General features: G+C 63.9%; 17 protein-coding genes. 13 read left to right on the plus strand and 4 right to left on the minus strand.

Annotated features, from left to right (window positions below; translation table 11 throughout):
- The first annotated feature begins 3 nt into the window (after positions 1–3).
- From ABLE71_RS11945 to ABLE71_RS11995, 11 genes are all read left to right on the plus strand, one after another.
- Positions 4–153, plus strand: a complete 150-nt coding sequence (locus ABLE71_RS11945) for a DUF3096 domain-containing protein (protein ID WP_348783549.1) — start codon at positions 4–6, stop codon at positions 151–153.
- 34 nt (positions 154–187) lie between these two features.
- A complete protein-coding gene (locus tag ABLE71_RS11950) occupies positions 188–1,147 on the plus strand; it encodes a branched-chain amino acid ABC transporter permease (RefSeq protein ID WP_348783550.1) in 960 nt (319 codons plus the stop codon).
- A gap of 3 nt (positions 1,148–1,150) precedes the next feature.
- On the plus strand, positions 1,151–2,227 hold the full coding sequence (locus ABLE71_RS11955; RefSeq protein WP_348783551.1) for a branched-chain amino acid ABC transporter permease: 1,077 nt from the start codon (positions 1,151–1,153) through the stop codon (positions 2,225–2,227).
- A gap of 43 nt (positions 2,228–2,270) precedes the next feature.
- Positions 2,271–3,581 (plus strand): ABC transporter substrate-binding protein, encoded by a 1,311-nt coding sequence (locus ABLE71_RS11960; RefSeq protein WP_348783552.1) that lies wholly within the window; start codon positions 2,271–2,273, stop codon positions 3,579–3,581.
- Positions 3,582–3,739: 158 nt separating this feature from the next.
- Entirely contained in the window at positions 3,740–4,564 is an 825-nt protein-coding gene (locus ABLE71_RS11965) for an ABC transporter ATP-binding protein (protein WP_348783553.1), read from the plus strand.
- Between the two features lie 104 nt (positions 4,565–4,668).
- Positions 4,669–4,896 (plus strand): aa3-type cytochrome c oxidase subunit IV, encoded by a 228-nt coding sequence (locus ABLE71_RS11970; protein WP_348783554.1) that lies wholly within the window; start codon positions 4,669–4,671, stop codon positions 4,894–4,896.
- Positions 4,897–4,977: 81 nt separating this feature from the next.
- Entirely contained in the window at positions 4,978–6,249 is a 1,272-nt protein-coding gene (locus tag ABLE71_RS11975; RefSeq protein WP_348783555.1) for a Re/Si-specific NAD(P)(+) transhydrogenase subunit alpha, read from the plus strand.
- Positions 6,249–6,677: an NAD(P) transhydrogenase subunit alpha gene (locus ABLE71_RS11980; RefSeq protein ID WP_348783556.1), complete on the plus strand. Its 429-nt coding sequence runs from the start codon at positions 6,249–6,251 to the stop codon at positions 6,675–6,677. Before ABLE71_RS11975 ends, ABLE71_RS11980 begins: the two co-directional genes overlap by 1 nt.
- Before the next feature lies 1 nt (position 6,678).
- Positions 6,679–8,076, plus strand: coding sequence for an NAD(P)(+) transhydrogenase (Re/Si-specific) subunit beta (locus tag ABLE71_RS11985; protein ID WP_348783557.1), 1,398 nt, complete (start codon positions 6,679–6,681; stop codon positions 8,074–8,076).
- An 87-nt stretch (positions 8,077–8,163) separates the two neighbouring features.
- Positions 8,164–8,640: a GNAT family N-acetyltransferase gene (locus ABLE71_RS11990; RefSeq protein WP_348783558.1), complete on the plus strand. Its 477-nt coding sequence runs from the start codon at positions 8,164–8,166 to the stop codon at positions 8,638–8,640.
- A 259-nt stretch (positions 8,641–8,899) separates the two neighbouring features.
- Positions 8,900–10,360, plus strand: a complete 1,461-nt coding sequence (locus ABLE71_RS11995) for a hypothetical protein (protein ID WP_348783559.1) — start codon at positions 8,900–8,902, stop codon at positions 10,358–10,360.
- A gap of 85 nt (positions 10,361–10,445) precedes the next feature.
- Here the strand turns inward: ABLE71_RS11995 and ABLE71_RS12000 are convergent, their stop codons facing one another.
- The 4 genes from ABLE71_RS12000 to rpsU all read right to left on the minus strand — a co-directional run bounded on the left by ABLE71_RS12000 (position 10,446) and on the right by rpsU (position 12,819).
- Positions 10,446–10,931: a DUF992 domain-containing protein gene (locus ABLE71_RS12000; protein ID WP_348783560.1), complete on the minus strand. Its 486-nt coding sequence runs from the start codon at positions 10,929–10,931 to the stop codon at positions 10,446–10,448.
- A 98-nt stretch (positions 10,932–11,029) separates the two neighbouring features.
- On the minus strand, positions 11,030–11,509 hold the full coding sequence (locus tag ABLE71_RS12005; protein WP_348783561.1) for a DUF992 domain-containing protein: 480 nt from the start codon (positions 11,507–11,509) through the stop codon (positions 11,030–11,032).
- A gap of 43 nt (positions 11,510–11,552) precedes the next feature.
- Entirely contained in the window at positions 11,553–12,401 is an 849-nt protein-coding gene (locus ABLE71_RS12010; protein WP_348783562.1) for a tetratricopeptide repeat protein, read from the minus strand.
- Between the two features lie 148 nt (positions 12,402–12,549).
- On the minus strand, positions 12,550–12,819 hold the full coding sequence (gene rpsU, locus ABLE71_RS12015) for a 30S ribosomal protein S21 (protein WP_348783563.1): 270 nt from the start codon (positions 12,817–12,819) through the stop codon (positions 12,550–12,552).
- 274 nt (positions 12,820–13,093) lie between these two features.
- On the opposite strand from rpsU, the gene ABLE71_RS12020 reads away from it, so the two are divergent.
- Together ABLE71_RS12020 and ABLE71_RS12025 are read left to right on the plus strand one after the other, a co-directional pair.
- Positions 13,094–14,293 (plus strand): MFS transporter, encoded by a 1,200-nt coding sequence (locus tag ABLE71_RS12020; protein WP_348783726.1) that lies wholly within the window; start codon positions 13,094–13,096, stop codon positions 14,291–14,293.
- Positions 14,294–14,411: 118 nt separating this feature from the next.
- Positions 14,412–15,665: a sarcosine oxidase subunit beta gene (locus tag ABLE71_RS12025; protein ID WP_348783564.1), complete on the plus strand. Its 1,254-nt coding sequence runs from the start codon at positions 14,412–14,414 to the stop codon at positions 15,663–15,665.
- The last annotated feature ends 6 nt before the right edge of the window (positions 15,666–15,671 follow it).

Genomic DNA, 15,671 nt, shown 5'->3' on the forward strand with positions numbered 1-15,671 from the left:
GACATGGATCTCTCCAACCTGCCGCTCACGCCGCTGATCTCGCTCATCGCCGGCGTTGTCATCCTCATCATGCCGCGCCTGCTCAACTACATCGTCGCGATCTACCTGATCGTCATCGGCCTCCTCGGTATCTTCCCGCAACTCGCAGCCTGATCGGAATGCGCCGGTCTCGGCCAAGGGAGAAGCAATGGAATTGCTGAATTCCATCCTCGTCAAACCTTTCGCCGACATGGCCGGCGCGCCGGATTTCCTGTTGCAGGTGCTGTGGGAAGGACTGGTCGCCGGCGTGCTCTACGCGCTGATCGCGCTCGGCTTCGTGCTGATCTACAAATCCTCGCGCATCTTCAACTTCGCGCAGGGCATCATGGTGGTCTTCGCGGCGCTGACTCTCGTGACCCTGCATGAGAAGGGCGTTCCGGCGCTGCTTGCCGTGCCGCTCACGCTGGTGGTCATGTTCGTGCTGGCAGTCGTCATCGAGCGCGTGGTGCTGCGCCCGCTGGTGAACCAGCCCGACATCATTCTGTTCATGGCCACGATCGGCATCACGCTGTTTCTGATCGGCTTCGGTGAGATCATTTTCGGCGGCGAGAACAAGGTGATGATCACCGAGGCGCTCTACATTCCGACCGGCAGCTATACGTTCGAGCCGTTCGGCGGCTTCGTCTCGATCGAGCAGAAGGACCTCACGGCGGTCGTCGGCGCCGCCGTGCTCGTGTGCTGCCTTCTCCTTTTCCTCAACAGGTCACGGCTTGGCCGAGCCATCCGCGCGCTCGGCGACGATCACCAAGCGGCACTTTCGGTCGGCATCTCCCTGTCCACCATCTGGGTGCTGGTGTGGTTCATCGCCGGCGTTATCGCGCTGGCGACCGGCATCGTCTGGGGCGCGCGGGCAGGCGTCTCCTTCGCGCTCGAAGTGATTGCGTTCAAGGCGCTGCCGGTGCTGATGCTGGGCGGGCTGGAATCGGTCACCGGCGCGATCGTCGGCGGCATCGCCATCGGCGTCCTTGAAAAGCTGTTCGAAATCTACTGGGGTCAGCCGCTGCTTGGCGGCAACACCGAAACGTGGTTCGCCTTCGTGCTGGCGCTGATCGTGCTGCTGTTCCGGCCGCAAGGCCTGTTCGGCGAGCGCATCATCGAGAGGGTGTGAGGCATGCTCTATCGCACCGCTGGCCAGTTCAAGACGTCCTATGCCGCCGACCATGCGCTGTTTCCGGTGCGGCAGGATGCCTGGCTGCTGGGCATAATCCTCGTTTTCGCCTTCGTCATCTTCCCGCTCGCCGCCTCAGAATTCGCCTTCAAGGCGCTGCTCATCCCGGTGCTGATCTATTCGCTGGCCGCGCTCGGTCTCAACATCCTTACCGGTTATGCCGGGCAGCTTTCGCTCGGCACGGGCGCCTTCATGGGCGTCGGCGCCTATGCCTGCTACAAGCTGATCAGCATCTTCCCCGAACTCAATCCGATCGCGGCGATCTTCCTGTCCGGCTTCTTCTCGGCGGCCATCGGCGTCGCCTTCGGCCTGCCATCGCTGCGCATCAAGGGTTTCTACCTCGCCATCGCGACGCTCGCCGCGCAGTTTTTCCTCGTCTGGCTGTTCGAGAAATGGGCGTGGCTCTACAATTACAACTCGTCGGGCGCCATCCAGGTGCCGACCGTCGAGATGTTCGGGGTTCCGGCGTTCGGCCCGAACGCCCTTGCGATCGTGCAGTATTATGTCGTGCTCGGCATCGTGACGGTGATCACCATCGCGTCGATCAACATCACCCGCGGTCGCATCGGTCGCATCTGGAAATCGGTGCGCGACATGGACATCGCCGCCGAGCTCGTCGGCATCAATTTGATGAAGGCGAAACTCTCGGCCTTTGCCGTTTCGTCCTACATCGTCGGCATTGCCGGCGCGCTGTTCGTCTTCCTGTGGCGCGGAGCCGCCGAACCGGTCGTGTTCGACATACCGCTCTCTTTCCGGGTCCTGTTCATCGCGATCATCGGCGGCCTAGGCTCGATCCTCGGCAACTTCCTCGGCGCGGTCCTGATCGTGGCACTGCCGGTGCTGCTCGGCACGGTGCCGGCCGCGCTCGGCCTACCGATCAGTTCGGCCATGGTCGAACATCTCAACACGATGATCATAGGCGCGCTGATCATCATGTTCCTGATCGTCGAGCCGCACGGGCTCGCGCGCTTCTGGGCGATCACTAGGGAAAAGCTCATCATGTGGCCTTTCCCGCACTAAGGGGGCAATCCCGAATCCTGAAACGACAAGTGGAGGAAATGACATGAAGAACAAGATGACCGGCCTGGCGCTTGCAGCAGCGTTATCCGTCGGCGCCGTCGGAGTTGCCCCGGCCTTGGCCGAGGATACCCTCAGCCTGCCCAATCTGTCCTACCGGACTGGGCCATTCGCGGCGACCGGCATCCCGCTGATGAACGGCCAGCGCGACTATATGATGATGATCAACGAGCGCGATGGCGGCGTGAACGGCGTCAAGCTCGGCTACGAGGAGTGCGAGACCGGCTATTCGACCGAAAAGGGCGTCGAATGCTACGAGAAGACCAAGGCGACCGGCATCGTCACGCAGCCGTGGTCGACCGGCATCACGCTGCAGGTCCTGCCGAAATCGAATGTCGACAAGATCCCGATCCTTGCGCCCGGCTACGGCTTCTCGCCGATGGCGGACGGCAAAGTGTTCAAATGGGCATTCAATCCGCCGGCTTCCTATTGGGACGGCGCCTCCATGATCCTCCGGCACATTTCAGACGGCAATCTCGACAGCCTGAAGGGCAAGAAGATCGTGCTCCTGCATCTCGACGCGCCCTACGGCAAGGAACCCATCCCGCTCATCCAGTCGCTCGCCGGCAAGCACGGCTTCACCTTCCTGCCGATCCCGGTTGGCGTGAAGGAGATGCAGAACCAGTCGGCGCAATGGCTGCAGATTCGCCGCGAGAATCCCGACTTCGTGCTGATGTGGGGCTGGGGCGCGATGAATGCCGGCGCGCTGACCGAGGCGGCGAAGACCAAGTTCCCGATGGAGAAATTCATCGGCATCTGGTGGTCGGGCCATGACGGCGACATGAAGAGCGTCGGCGAGGCCGGCAAGGGCTACCGGTCGATCTCCTGGAGCGTGCCGGTGTCCGATTCGCCGGCCATGCAGGACATCAAGAAATACGTGCTCGACCCGAAGAAGACCGAGATCGGCGAAGGCGAGTTCGACTGGGTCTTCTACCAGCGCGGCGTGCTCATCTCCATGTTCTCCGTCGAGGCGATACGGGCCGCGCAGGAGCAGTTCGGCACCAAGATGGTGAACGCCGAGCAGCTGCGCTGGGGCTTCGAGAACCTGAAGATCGACGAGGCCAAGCTCGACCAGATCGGCATGACGGGCATGGTCGCTCCCTTCCAGACCTCGTGCGATAACCACACCGGCCACGCCGGCGCATGGATGCTCGAATGGGACGGCGCGAAGTTCGTCAAGGTTTCGGACCTCCTGCAGGCGGACCAGGCGGAGATCGCCCCCCTGGTCCAGGCCGAAGCCAAAAAATACGCCGAGGCCAACGCGCCGTGGCCGATCAACGAAGAGTGCAAGATGTGATGAAGGCTCTCCTCTCGCCGCTTGCGGGGGAGAGGAGAGCCGGCAGGCAGGTGAGGGGTGGTACGAACGTCGCAAGGTGGCGTCTGCCCCTCATCCGGCCCTTCGGGCCACCTTCTCCCCGTGAACGGGGAGAAGGGGTCGTCCACGCTGGAGCCCGTATGACGAACCCTTCTCCAAACCCAACTTCCATCCTCTCGGTGAACAACATCGAGGTGATCTACGACCACGTCATCCTCGTGCTCAAGGGCGTGTCGCTGACCGTGCCGCATGGCGGCATCACCGCCCTGCTGGGAGCCAACGGCGCGGGCAAGACCACGACGCTGAAAGCCATATCCAACCTTCTGCGCACCGAGCGGGGGGAGGTGACCAAAGGTTCGATCATCTTCGACGGGCAAGAGGTGCAGGCGCGGTCTCCCGACGATCTGGTCAGGCGCGGATGCATCCAGGTCATGGAGGGGCGCCGCTGCTTCGGCCATCTCTCGGTCGAGGACAATCTGGTTGCGGGCGCCTTCACCCGGCGCGACGGTAAGGCGGCCATCCGCCGCGAGCTAGAGCTCGTCTACGACTATTTCCCGCGGCTGAAGATCAGGCGGTCGAGCCAGGCCGGCTATACCTCTGGCGGCGAACAGCAGATGACGGCGATCGGCCGCGCGCTGATGTCGAAGCCGAAAATGATCCTGCTCGACGAACCGTCGATGGGCCTTGCGCCGCAACTGGTGGAGGAAATCTTCGGCATCGTGGAAAAGCTCAACCGGGAGCAGGGCGTCTCCTTCCTGCTTGCCGAGCAGAACACCAACATCGCGCTTCGCTTCGCCAAATACGGATACATCCTAGAATCGGGCCGCGTCGTGCTCGACGGCGAGGCCAGCGCGCTGCGCGAGAACGAGGACGTCAAGGAATTCTATCTCGGCATCGCCGGCGATGGGCGAAAATCGTTCAGGGATGTCAAGCACTACAAGCGACGCAAGCGCTGGCTGGCTTAGCTTTCCAGATTAACACACTTGTCGCAGCCCCAGTGGCAATCCTGCCATTGCCCTTGGCGCGGCTTTTCGATATGTGCGCTGAAGAGCTATCCGGAGGGATCTACATGGCCGACCACTCGCCGACCGGACCCGTCGAAACGGGCGCGCAGATGGACTACCCCGAGCATGAAAAGACCTATGCGGGCTTCATAACGCTCGCGAAATACGGCTCGCTGTTCTGCGGAGCGTTGCTGGCGGCCATGGCTTTCGGCTTCTTCACCACCGCCGGTTTCTTCTCCTCGACGATCCTCCTCATCCTGATCTGCGCGGTAGGCTGGTTCATCCTGCGCTAGAGACCAGGTTTCCAAACATCCCGCGGGCGAGCTTTGGCCGCGGCTTAACGTTGGGTAAGGTTCCGGCCGAAAGGATCCGCGGTGGGACAGACAGTCTTCGTACCGAAAGAGATTGAAGCGGGAGAGCCGCGCGTCGGCGCTTCGCCGGACACGGTGAAACGGCTTGTTGGGCTCGGCTTCGAAATTATCGTCGAGGCCGGCGCGGGCCTGGGGTCGCGCATCACCGACGACGAGTTCGCCAAGGCAGGGGCTGCGATCGGCAAGGCGTCCGATGCCGGTCGCGCCGATCTGGTGCTCAAGGTCAGGCGTCCGACCGAGGCCGAGCTGAAGGGCTACAAGAGCGGCGCAGCGGTCATCGCGACGATGGACCCTTATGGCAACGATGCCGCCGTGGCTGCGATGGCGCGGGCAGGGGTAACGGCCTTCGCGATGGAATTCATGCCGCGCATCAGCCGAGCGCAGGTGATGGACGTGCTGTCCTCGCAGGCGAACCTCGCGGGCTACCAGGCGGTGATCGACGCGGCGGCCGAATACGACCGCGCGCTGCCGATGATGATGACGGCGGCAGGCACGGTGCCGGCAGCCAAAGTGTTCATCATGGGCGTCGGCGTCGCCGGCCTGCAAGCGATCGCCACGGCGCGGCGCATGGGCGCGGTGGTTACCGCCACCGACGTGCGCCCGGCGGCCAAGGAGCAGGTCGCCTCGCTCGGCGCGAAATTCCTGGCGGTCGAGGACGAGGAGTTCAAGGCGGCCGAGACCGCCGGCGGCTACGCCAAGGAGATGTCGAAAGAATATCAGGCCAAGCAGGCGGCGCTGACGGCCGAGCACATAGCCAAGCAGGATATCGTCATCACGACCGCGCTGATCCCCGGTCGTCCGGCGCCGAAGCTGGTGTCGGCTGCCATGGTGGCCTCGATGAAGCCCGGCTCGGTGCTGGTCGACCTTGCGGTGGAGCGCGGCGGCAATGTCGAGGGCGCGCAAGCCGGCAAGGTGGTGACGACGGCGAACGGCGTGAAGATCGTCGGCCATCTCAACGTACCCGGCCGCGTCGCGGCAAGCGCCTCGCTGCTCTACGCCAAGAACCTCTACGCCTTTCTGGAGACGATGGTCGACAAGACCACGAAAGTTCTGGCGATCAATCGCGATGACGAACTGGTCAAGGCGACCATGCTGACCGACGCTGGCCGCGTCGTGCATCCGGCGTTTGCCAAGGCAGTGGCGCTGGGAGCACCTGTCGTCGAGCCCGCTGCGATCCCCGCGACGACGCTGGTGGCCGAAGCTGAAGCCGCGCCGGAAAAGCCGGCCAAGAAGTCGGGGCCAAAGAAGCCTGGAACGGCGAAGGGGAGCGTGTGATGGAACAGACCGCCCTTGAAAAGGCTCTCGACCAGCTCGAACAGGCGGCAGCCGCCATTCGTCTCGGCGTGCAGGAAATGGCCGATTCGCCTGGCGGCGCCGGCGGAATCGCCGACGCCGTGCATGCGGCTTCCGGCGGGGTCATCGACCCCTTCGTCTTCCGTTTCGCCATCTTCGTCCTGGCAATCTTCGTCGGCTATTACGTCGTCTGGTCGGTGACGCCGGCGCTGCACACGCCGCTGATGGCCGTCACCAACGCCATCTCCTCGGTCATCGTGGTCGGCGCGCTGCTGGCGGTCGGCATCTCGGCCTCGGGGCTCGCCACTGGCTTCGGCTTCGTCGCGCTGGTGCTCGTGTCGGTCAACATCTTCGGCGGCTTCCTGGTCACCCAGCGCATGCTGGCGATGTACAAGAAGAAGGAGAAGTGACGTGAACGCCAACGTCGCCTCTTTCCTCTATCTCGTGTCCGGCGTGCTGTTCATCATGGCGCTGCGCGGCCTGTCGCATCCGACAACCAGCCGACAGGGCAATCTCTACGGCATGGTCGGCATGGGCATCGCCATCGCCACGACGCTGGCGCTCGCCACCCCGACCGCGACGGGCTTCGGGCTGATCGTGCTCGGGCTTGTCATCGGCGGCTCGGTCGGCGCCGTGACCGCGCGGCGCATTGCCATGACTTCGATGCCGCAGCTTGTCGCCGCGTTCCACAGCCTCGTCGGCCTTGCCGCAGTCATGGTGGCGGCAGCCGCCATGTATGCGCCGGAAAGCTTCGGCATAGGCACGGTCTCAGACATTCACAGCCAGGCTCTGATCGAGATGAGCCTTGGTGTCGCCATCGGCGCGATCACCTTCACGGGCTCGGTCATCGCCTTCCTGAAGCTTGACGGCCGCATGTCGGGCAAGCCGATCATGCTGCCGGGCCGTCATGTCATCAACGCGGCGCTCGGCATCGCGCTCGTCGTGCTGATCGTGCTTCTGGTCACGACCGAGAGCTTCACTATGTTCTGGCTGATCGTGGCGGTTTCGCTGGCGCTTGGCATCCTGCTGATCGTGCCGATCGGCGGTGCGGACATGCCGGTCGTCGTGTCGATGCTCAACTCCTACTCTGGCTGGGCGGCGGCCGCGCTCGGATTCACGCTCGGCAACCTGGCGCTGATCATCACTGGCGCGCTGGTCGGCTCGTCGGGCGCGATCCTAAGCTACATCATGTGCAAGGGCATGAACCGGAGCTTCATCTCGGTCATCCTTGGCGGCTTCGGCGGCGAGACGGCGGCGGCGGTCGACGACGGCGTCCAGCGCACGGTCAAGCAGGGCTCGGCCGACGATGCGGCCTATCTGATGATGAACGCGCAGAAGGTCATTATCGTGCCGGGCTACGGCATGGCGGTCGCGCAGGCGCAGCACGCGTTGCGCGAAATGGCCGACAAGCTGAAGGCGCACGGCGTCGAGGTGAAATACGCCATCCATCCGGTGGCCGGCCGCATGCCCGGCCACATGAACGTGCTCTTGGCCGAAGCCAACGTGCCTTATGACGAGGTGTTCGAACTCGAGGACATCAACTCGGAATTCGCGCAGGCCGACGTCGCCTATGTCATCGGCGCCAACGACGTCACCAATCCGTCGGCGCGGGATGACAAGAGCTCACCCATCTACGGCATGCCGATCCTCGACGTCGACAAGGCGCGCACCTGTCTCTTCGTCAAACGCTCGCTCGGTTCGGGCTATGCTGGCATCGACAATACGCTGTTCTACAAGGACGGCACCATGATGCTGCTCGGCGACGCCAAGAAGATGACCGAGGAAATCGTCAAGGCGATGGATCATTGATCGCATAGTTCGATTGAGACGAGGGAAAGCCCGGCCCCGCGCCGGGCTTGCTGTTTGAGGGGCGATCACGCGGCTATGGAGGCTATCATGACGCCCACAATCCGGCCGTTCGAGGCAACCGATCGCGAGGCTGCGGTCGAACTCTTTCTGCAGCTCAACCGGCACGAATTCGCGATCACCGGCGACCGCCGCACCGATCGCGGGGGCGCGGAATTCTGCGTCGAGGACATGATCCAGGCTGTCGGACAGGGTGCAGTGGCGCTCGTCGCCGAAATCGCGGGCTCGGTCGTCGGCTTGCTGGTCTGGGCCGCCTGTGACGAGGAAGCTTATATGGCCGAAGCGGTCAGGCGCCACGGCAGCGTTCAGGACATCGTGATTTCCGAGGCCCACCGCGGCCAGGGCATCGGCCAGGCCTTGCTTGCTGAGGCAGAGCGGCTGACCCGCGAGGCCGGCATGAGGCGGCTGAAACTCACCGTGCTGTCCGGGAACGATGTCGCCGTAGATGCCTATGGCCGCTTCGGCTTTCGCGACTATGCCCGGGTCATGATCAAGGATTTCGACTGAGCAGAGTCGCCGACAACACCCCCTTCTACCAGGAAGGCACCATGACGCTGCTCGACGGTGCCAAGAATATGACCGAAGAGATAGTCAAGGCCATGGATCACTGAGCGGGCAGGAAGACGCCCGAGAGATCACCGCTCCCCTTCCAATCCCGATCTGTGCGGGATGCACATGCGGTGCGCGCTCCTGTATGACCGCCGGGGCTTTTTCATTGGCGCGCACTGGCATAGACTTCCGCCACGTCAATGGAGCGAGCCGACCGATGAGCGACGCGGCTGGCAGGAACGGTGCCGGAGAACGGAATCCCGCCGCCGGCGGCAAAGCCGGGCAGAGCCGCGAGGCGCGCAGAAAACAGGCCGTCGTCGTCGTCCACGGCATGGGCGAGCAGCGCCCGATGTCGACGCTGCGCGGCTTCGTCGAGGCGGTATGGACGCAGGACCCCGAAATCAGGGAGAAAGCCGGGCACGCGAACGCCAACAAGACGTGGATCACGCCGGACAAACGCGCCGGCTCGCATGAACTGCGCCGCATCACCACGCCCTATGTCGGCGGCATCGGCACCGACTTCTACGAACTCTACTGGGCCGATGTAACCCGGGCTACGACCCGCTCGCGGCTCGTTGCCTGGGTGTTGGAACTGCTCTGGCGCAAGCCGGGCGAGATTCCCCCGGATGCCCGGCTCCTCTACCGTGCAACTGCCGTCATCACCGCGCTGTTTGCGATCGTAGCGCTTCTCGTAGCCCTCAGTGCACTTTACAACCCGATGCTGGCCGCCCTCATCACGGCTGTCGGCGGCGTGCTGTTCTGGTTTCTCGACCGGTTCGTCGTGCCCTACTTCGGTGACGTTGCGACCTACGTGCAGGCGACACCGACCACGGTCGCACAGCGTGCGGAGGTGCGGGAGCGGGGGCTCAAGCTGCTGACGGCGCTTGCAGACGACCGGCGCTATGACCGGATCGTTCTCGTCGGTCACAGCCTCGGCTCCATCGTCGCCTACGATCTGCTGCAGATACTCTGGGCCGAGCGCCGTCCGGCGAACATCGAGTGGAAGGCCCATCGCGCGATCTTCCGGGCCATTCACGCGGTGGAGAAGTTTGCGGTCCTGCCCGGCGAGGAGGCTTCGGCCGGGCTCGCCGGCGGCAGCCTTGAAAAGCTACGCGAGGCTCAGTGGAGGCTCCACCAGGAGATCCGCAACCCCGACGCACTGCCGGGCAAGGGCTGGAAGATCAGTGATTTCGTCACCCTCGGGAGCCCGCTGACGCATGCCGAGTTCCTCGTCACACACAATATGCGGGACTGGCGCCGCGGTGCGATGGAGCGGCTGTTCGCCCTTTGCCCGCCGCTGTCGGACCAGAACACGAAACGGCGGCTTCTCTACGAGCAGGGGCGAAACCCGAAAAGCGGGGTCCAGCAGTATGCGCTGCACCACGGCGCCTGTTTCGCGGCCACCCGCTGGACCAACCTCTACGACCTCGGCAACCTGCTCTCGACCGGCGACCCGATCTCCGGCGCCATGGCGGAGAATTTCGGTGAAGGCGTCGAAAATGTCCGGGTGCAACTGGAGGGCAGGCTCGGCCGCGTGTTCACGCATACGCTCTACTGGTCGCTTGCGGCCAAGGGCGTCGAGGTGGGCGCGGCAACCGTCCCTCCACGCAGCCATATCGAGGCGCTGCGCGACGCCATCGACCTCCGCCGCGAGCTGGAGCCTCCCGACCAACACTGACCCGTGATGCTTTGGCGCAGCCGGCAACGACGACATGCGTTGGCGCCGCTGCGGTTGATCAGGCTTCCGCCCGGTTCAATGGACGTCAGCCGGCAGCCGACCGCAGCTTGAGTTCGGCGATGCCGATGGCCAGGTTGACGCCGGTCTGCGCCTGCACGCTCAACGGCTGCAGCGAGAAGGTACGGTTCGAGCCGCCGACCAGGACGTTCGCGCCGGCGCCGATCGCCGCGGAAGCTTCGGCACTCGCGCCGACATAGTCTCCTGCCAGCGCGCCCGGAGCGTAAAGGTCGGCGTTCGGCGCAATCACTGCCCAGGTGATGAGGGTCTGGCCGGTCACACCAATGTCCAACCCGATCTTGTTGATCGTGCCGTGGTAGTTTTCCGAACCAAGGTTCTTGTCGGCCGGCCTGTAGGTGCACAGAACGTCCTTGGTGGAGCCGATGATGAAACCGGCGCCACCCTCGACTTTGCAGTCGAGAACACCCAGTTCCATGCCCTTGGTCTGGGAATTGGCCGCAGGGATGGCGGCAAGCAACGCCGTGGATGCAGCAGCGATAAGCAGATATTTCATGTCGGACCTCCTGGAAGCTTTCGCCGACAACTGTCGACGTGGCTCCAAGGTTCCCACGCGCCTGGCCGTCTCGGCCGGCTGCGCGGCCGGGCCGACCGCTATTTCAGCGAGTGGATCAGCTTCATCGAGGTCACGGCAAGAGCGAGGTTGACGCCGGTCTGCGCCTGGACGCTCAGCGGCTGAAGCGTGAAAGACCGCTGGAAACCACCGACCAAAAGGTTGGCGCCGCCGCCTGCGACGATGCTCGCCTCGGCGTTGACACCGAGATAGTCGCCGGCAAGCTGGCCGTCCTCATAGTCGCGGCTGACCGCAAGAACGGCCCATTGCAGCGAACCCTGATGCGTCACGCCGAGGTCGACGCCGAACTTGGAGATGAAGCCGGTATAATACTCCCTGCCGCCGCCGCGGGAGGACTTGAAGGTGCAGGAGAGCCCCTTGTTGGAAGCGATGATCATGGCGGTCCCGCCGTCGATCTCGCAGGTGAGAAGACCAAGCTTCACGTCGCCTGCGCCGGCGGGAGATACGAGAAGAGCCGCGCCGAGCAAGGCGGCAAGGAGGCTGGTGATTTTCGTGATCATCGAGGTCATCCAAAGGTTTGCGTGAAATTGACAGGCGAAGAACTCAGGTCGCTTTCGTACGCGCCAGTCCGTCCACCGCTGGCTTGTAGTTCGGGTCGAGCCGCACCGCCTGCTGATAGGACTTCGCGGCCTTCGCCTTGTCGCCGCGCCGCTCGTAGATGAGCGCCTGATTGGCCCAGCTCTCGGCAATTCTTCCATCTAGCTTGATCGCCGTGTTGAAGTCGGCGAAGGCGTTGTCCTCGTCGTTCGTCGCCAGATAGGAGAGGCCGCGGCCGTTATATGGCTCCGGCGCGTTGGGCGACAGCGAGATCGAGGTCGAGAAATCCTCGATTGCAAAGGCGTGCTGGCCTTGGCTCTGATAGATCAGGCCGCGATTGTGGTAGGCGCGCGCGTCGGTCGTGTCGAGCTGGATCGCCTTCTGGAAATCGTTGAAAGCCTCGGTGACGCGGCCGGCCTTCCGGTAAAGGTTGCCGCGGCCGATATAGGCCGCGTCATAGTTCGGGTTCAGCTGGATGGCCTTGTTGTAGTCCGCGAGCGCCGCCGCCTGATCGCCGAGAAAGCGCTGAATCAGCGCGCGGTTCGAATAGGCTTGATAGAAGTTCGGCTTGAGCTGGATTGCCCGGTCGAAATCCTTCAGCGCCTCGCGGTATTTGCCGCCGCGTCCATAGGCCGAGCCGCGGACATTGTAGGCTTCCGGATCCTGCGGGTTGCGGTCGATGACGGCAGTCAGCGACGCGATGTTCTGGTCAGAGCCCTGCGCGGTGTCGATGGTGGTGAGTTCGCCCGTCGGGCCGCTCTGGCAAGCGGAAACCAGGAGGCAGGCAACCAACGCCGCCATCATCGTCGTACCGCTTCGCATCGTCGGCTTGCGGTCGCCAATGGCTGCATTCATTGCGTTTCTTCCCTAAATGCGGCCTGGCTGCCGGTTATGGTCCCCGCATCGCGTCCCCCGAGCGCGATGAAAAAACGAAAGGTGGCGGCGACTCGCATCGCCCCACCTTGATGGTCGTATCGTCGGAAAAGGACGAAAAGGAGGCGCGTCAGCGCGCCGGACGTCCTGCACCGGGTCCGCCGGCGGCGCCAGCGACGGGACGCGGCGTCATCGGCAGCAGGCCCTCGCGCTGGGCGCGCTTGCGAGCCAGCTTGCGAGCGCGGCGAACGGCCTCCGCCTTTTCGCGGGCGCGCTTCTCGGAGGGCTTCTCGTAATGTCCGCGCATCTTCATTTCGCGGAAGATGCCTTCGCGCTGCATTTTCTTCTTGAGCGCGCGAAGCGCCTGGTCAACATTGTTGTCGCGGACGAGTACCTGCACGGGCGATCCTGTCTTTCGTGTTCAAAAACAAGGCGCTAGCTCAAGTCGAAGCTTATAGCCAACTGCCTCCGCGGCGGCCTCCACCGCGAATTGTGGCGGCTGATAGCAGAATCAGGGCCGGATGTCGAGTGCGTAACGCCGCTTCATGGAAGCACGCATCCTGGCACCAGAAGTCAGCGCGACTGCATCATCGACTTGACGGCGGTCGGGCGTATCTGCAATCCCGACGCGTACAGACAAGCATCCCCCGAGACAAGCAGTGACCGATACCAGCATGCAGGCACGGCCTTCCAGCGCCGAGGGCACCGTATTTGCCGTCATCCTGGCGGTAAGCCTCTGCCACTTCATCAACGACGTCATGCAGTCGCTGCTGGCCGCGATCTATCCGCTGCTGAAGGACAGCTATCGCCTCGACTTCTGGCAGATCGGCCTGCTGACTCTGGCCTTCCAGGGGACGGCATCGCTGCTGCAGCCCTTCATCGGTATGTATACGGACAGGCGTCCGCTGCCCTATTCGCTGCCGGTCGGCATGGCGTCGTCGCTCGTCGGCCTCATCGTTCTCGCCTATGCGCACAGCTACGGCGTGCTGGTGCTCGGCGCGATGCTGATCGGCCTCGGCTCGGCGATCTTCCATCCAGAATCGTCGCGCGTCGCCCGCCTCGCATCCGGCGGCCGCTTCGGCCTGGCGCAGTCGATCTTTCAGCTCGGGGGCAATTTCGGCCAGGCGGTCGGGCCGCTGCTCGCGGCTTTCATCGTGGTGCCTTTTGGCCAGACCAGCGTATCCTGGTTCACCGCCGGCTCGCTGGTCGGCATCGTCGTTTTGTGGCAGGTGGGCGGCTGGTACGCGGCGCATCTGCGCGACCGCCACGGGCGCAAGATGCCGGCGCCGATGTTCCCCGCGTTGCCCAGGGGGAAGGTCGTGGCCGCGCTTGTCGTGCTGACGATCCTCACCTTCTCGAAAAACATCTACATGGCGTCGCTGTCGAGCTACTACACATTCTACGCCATCGACACGTTCGGCGTCTCGGTGCAGGGATCGCAGCTCATGCTGTTCGCCTTCCTCGGCGCATCCGCGGCGGGACTGGTGCTCGGCGGCCTGTTCGGCGACCGCTTCGGGGCCAAGACCGTGATCTGGTTCTCGATCCTCGGCGTGCTGCCCTTCACGCTGGCGCTGCCCTACGCCAACCTTTTCTGGATAAACGTGCTCACGATCCTGATCGGGCTCATCCTGTCGTCGGCATTCTCCGCGATCGTGGTGTTCGCGCAGGAACTCGTTCCCGGCCGCGTCGGCATGATCGCCGGCATATTCTTCGGGCTCGCCTTCGGCTTCGGCGGCATAGGTGCTGCCGCACTCGGCGTGCTCGCCGACTACAGGGGCATCGACTATGTCTTCTGGCTGTGCTCGTTCCTGCCGCTGCTCGGCCTGCTGACGATCTTCCTGCCGAACATGAAGGCGGCGCGCGCCAGCCGCTGACGGACGGCGCAAAGCGGCAAACGCCGTCGCTATCAGCGCAAGGGTGACACAGGCTTTTCGCTAGTGGTACACCTCGCATCCGGTCGAGTCAGGCTGCCAGCGAGGCTATCGAAACAGCATGCGGAAATATTCGGTATTTGCGATCGCCCGGGAAGCGATGCGCGGCCACAAGGGCTGGGAGGAGCAATGGTCCTCGCCCGAACCGCGCGCCGAATACGATGTGATCATCGTCGGCGCCGGCGGACATGGTCTCGCCACCGCCTACTATCTCGCCAAGCAGCATGGCATCACCAATGTCGCGGTGCTGGAAAAGGGCTGGCTCGGCGGCGGCAACACGGGCCGCAACACCACCATCATCCGCTCCAACTATCTCTACGACGAGAGCGCGGCGATCTACGATCACGCGCTCAAGCTCTGGGACGGTCTCTCCCAGGATCTGAACTACAACGTCATGTATTCGGCGCGTGGTGTCATGATGCTGGCCCACAACGTGCATGACATCCAGGTGCTGAAGCGCCACATCCACGCCAACCGGCTGAACGGCGTCGACAATGAATTCCTGACGCCCGAGCAGGCGAAGGAATTCTGCCCGCCGCTGAACATTTCGAAGAACGCGCGCTATCCGGTGATGGGCGCAGCCCTTCAGCGGCGCGGCGGCACCGCCCGCCACGATGCGGTTGCCTGGGGCTATGCGCGCGGCGCGTCGGCGCGCGGCGTGCACATCATCCAGAACTGCGAGGTGAAGGGAATCAAGCGCGCAGCGAACGGCGCGGTCACCGGCGTCGAGACGACGAAGGGCTTCATCGGAGCCAAGAAGGTCGGCGTCGTCGCGGCCGGTCATTCGTCGGTCATCATGGACATGGCCGGCGTGAGAATGCCGCTGGAAAGTTATCCATTGCAGGCGCTCGTGTCGGAGCCGGTCAAGCCGGTGTTTCCCTGCGTCGTCATGTCGAACACGGTGCACGCCTACATCTCGCAGTCCGACAAGGGCGAACTGGTCATCGGCGCCGGCACCGACCAGTATGTCTCCTACTCGCAGACCGGGGGCCTGCACATCCTCAACCACACGCTCGACGCCATCTGCGAGATGTTCCCCATGTTCACGCGCATGAAGATGCTGCGCTCCTGGGGCGGCATCGTCGACGTGACCCCGGACCGTTCGCCGATCCTGGCCAAGACGCCGGTGCCCGGCCTCTATGTCAACTGCGGCTGGGGCACGGGCGGCTTCAAGGCGACGCCGGGTTCGGGCCACGTCTTTGCCCACACCATCGCCAACGACCAGCCGCATCCGATCAACGCCCCGTTCACGCTGGAGCGGTTCAAGACCGGCCGGCTGATCGACGAGGCGGCAGCCGCCGCCGTGGCGCACTAGGAGCCG

It is taken from the genome of Mesorhizobium sp. KR9-304 (genome assembly GCF_040049215.1).
Taxonomy (GTDB): domain Bacteria; phylum Pseudomonadota; class Alphaproteobacteria; order Rhizobiales; family Rhizobiaceae; genus Mesorhizobium_K.

Excerpts from the sequence above, each read along its gene's own strand:
- ABLE71_RS11945 (WP_348783549.1), top strand. The coding sequence starts at position 4 with ATGGATCTCTCCAACCTGCCGCTCACGCCGCTGATCTCGCTCATCGCC.
- ABLE71_RS11950 (WP_348783550.1), top strand. The coding sequence starts at position 188 with ATGGAATTGCTGAATTCCATCCTCGTCAAACCTTTCGCCGACATGGCC.
- ABLE71_RS11955 (WP_348783551.1), top strand. The coding sequence starts at position 1,151 with ATGCTCTATCGCACCGCTGGCCAGTTCAAGACGTCCTATGCCGCCGAC.
- ABLE71_RS11960 (WP_348783552.1), top strand. The coding sequence starts at position 2,271 with ATGAAGAACAAGATGACCGGCCTGGCGCTTGCAGCAGCGTTATCCGTC.
- ABLE71_RS11965 (WP_348783553.1), top strand. The coding sequence starts at position 3,740 with ATGACGAACCCTTCTCCAAACCCAACTTCCATCCTCTCGGTGAACAAC.
- ABLE71_RS11970 (WP_348783554.1), top strand. The coding sequence starts at position 4,669 with ATGGCCGACCACTCGCCGACCGGACCCGTCGAAACGGGCGCGCAGATG.
- ABLE71_RS11980 (WP_348783556.1), top strand. The coding sequence starts at position 6,249 with ATGGAACAGACCGCCCTTGAAAAGGCTCTCGACCAGCTCGAACAGGCG.
- ABLE71_RS11990 (WP_348783558.1), top strand. The coding sequence starts at position 8,164 with ATGACGCCCACAATCCGGCCGTTCGAGGCAACCGATCGCGAGGCTGCG.
- ABLE71_RS11995 (WP_348783559.1), top strand. The coding sequence starts at position 8,900 with ATGAGCGACGCGGCTGGCAGGAACGGTGCCGGAGAACGGAATCCCGCC.
- ABLE71_RS12000 (WP_348783560.1), bottom strand. The coding sequence starts at position 10,931 with ATGAAATATCTGCTTATCGCTGCTGCATCCACGGCGTTGCTTGCCGCC.
- ABLE71_RS12005 (WP_348783561.1), bottom strand. The coding sequence starts at position 11,509 with ATGATCACGAAAATCACCAGCCTCCTTGCCGCCTTGCTCGGCGCGGCT.
- ABLE71_RS12010 (WP_348783562.1), bottom strand. The coding sequence starts at position 12,401 with ATGAATGCAGCCATTGGCGACCGCAAGCCGACGATGCGAAGCGGTACG.
- ABLE71_RS12020 (WP_348783726.1), top strand. The coding sequence starts at position 13,094 with ATGCAGGCACGGCCTTCCAGCGCCGAGGGCACCGTATTTGCCGTCATC.
- ABLE71_RS12025 (WP_348783564.1), top strand. The coding sequence starts at position 14,412 with ATGCGGAAATATTCGGTATTTGCGATCGCCCGGGAAGCGATGCGCGGC.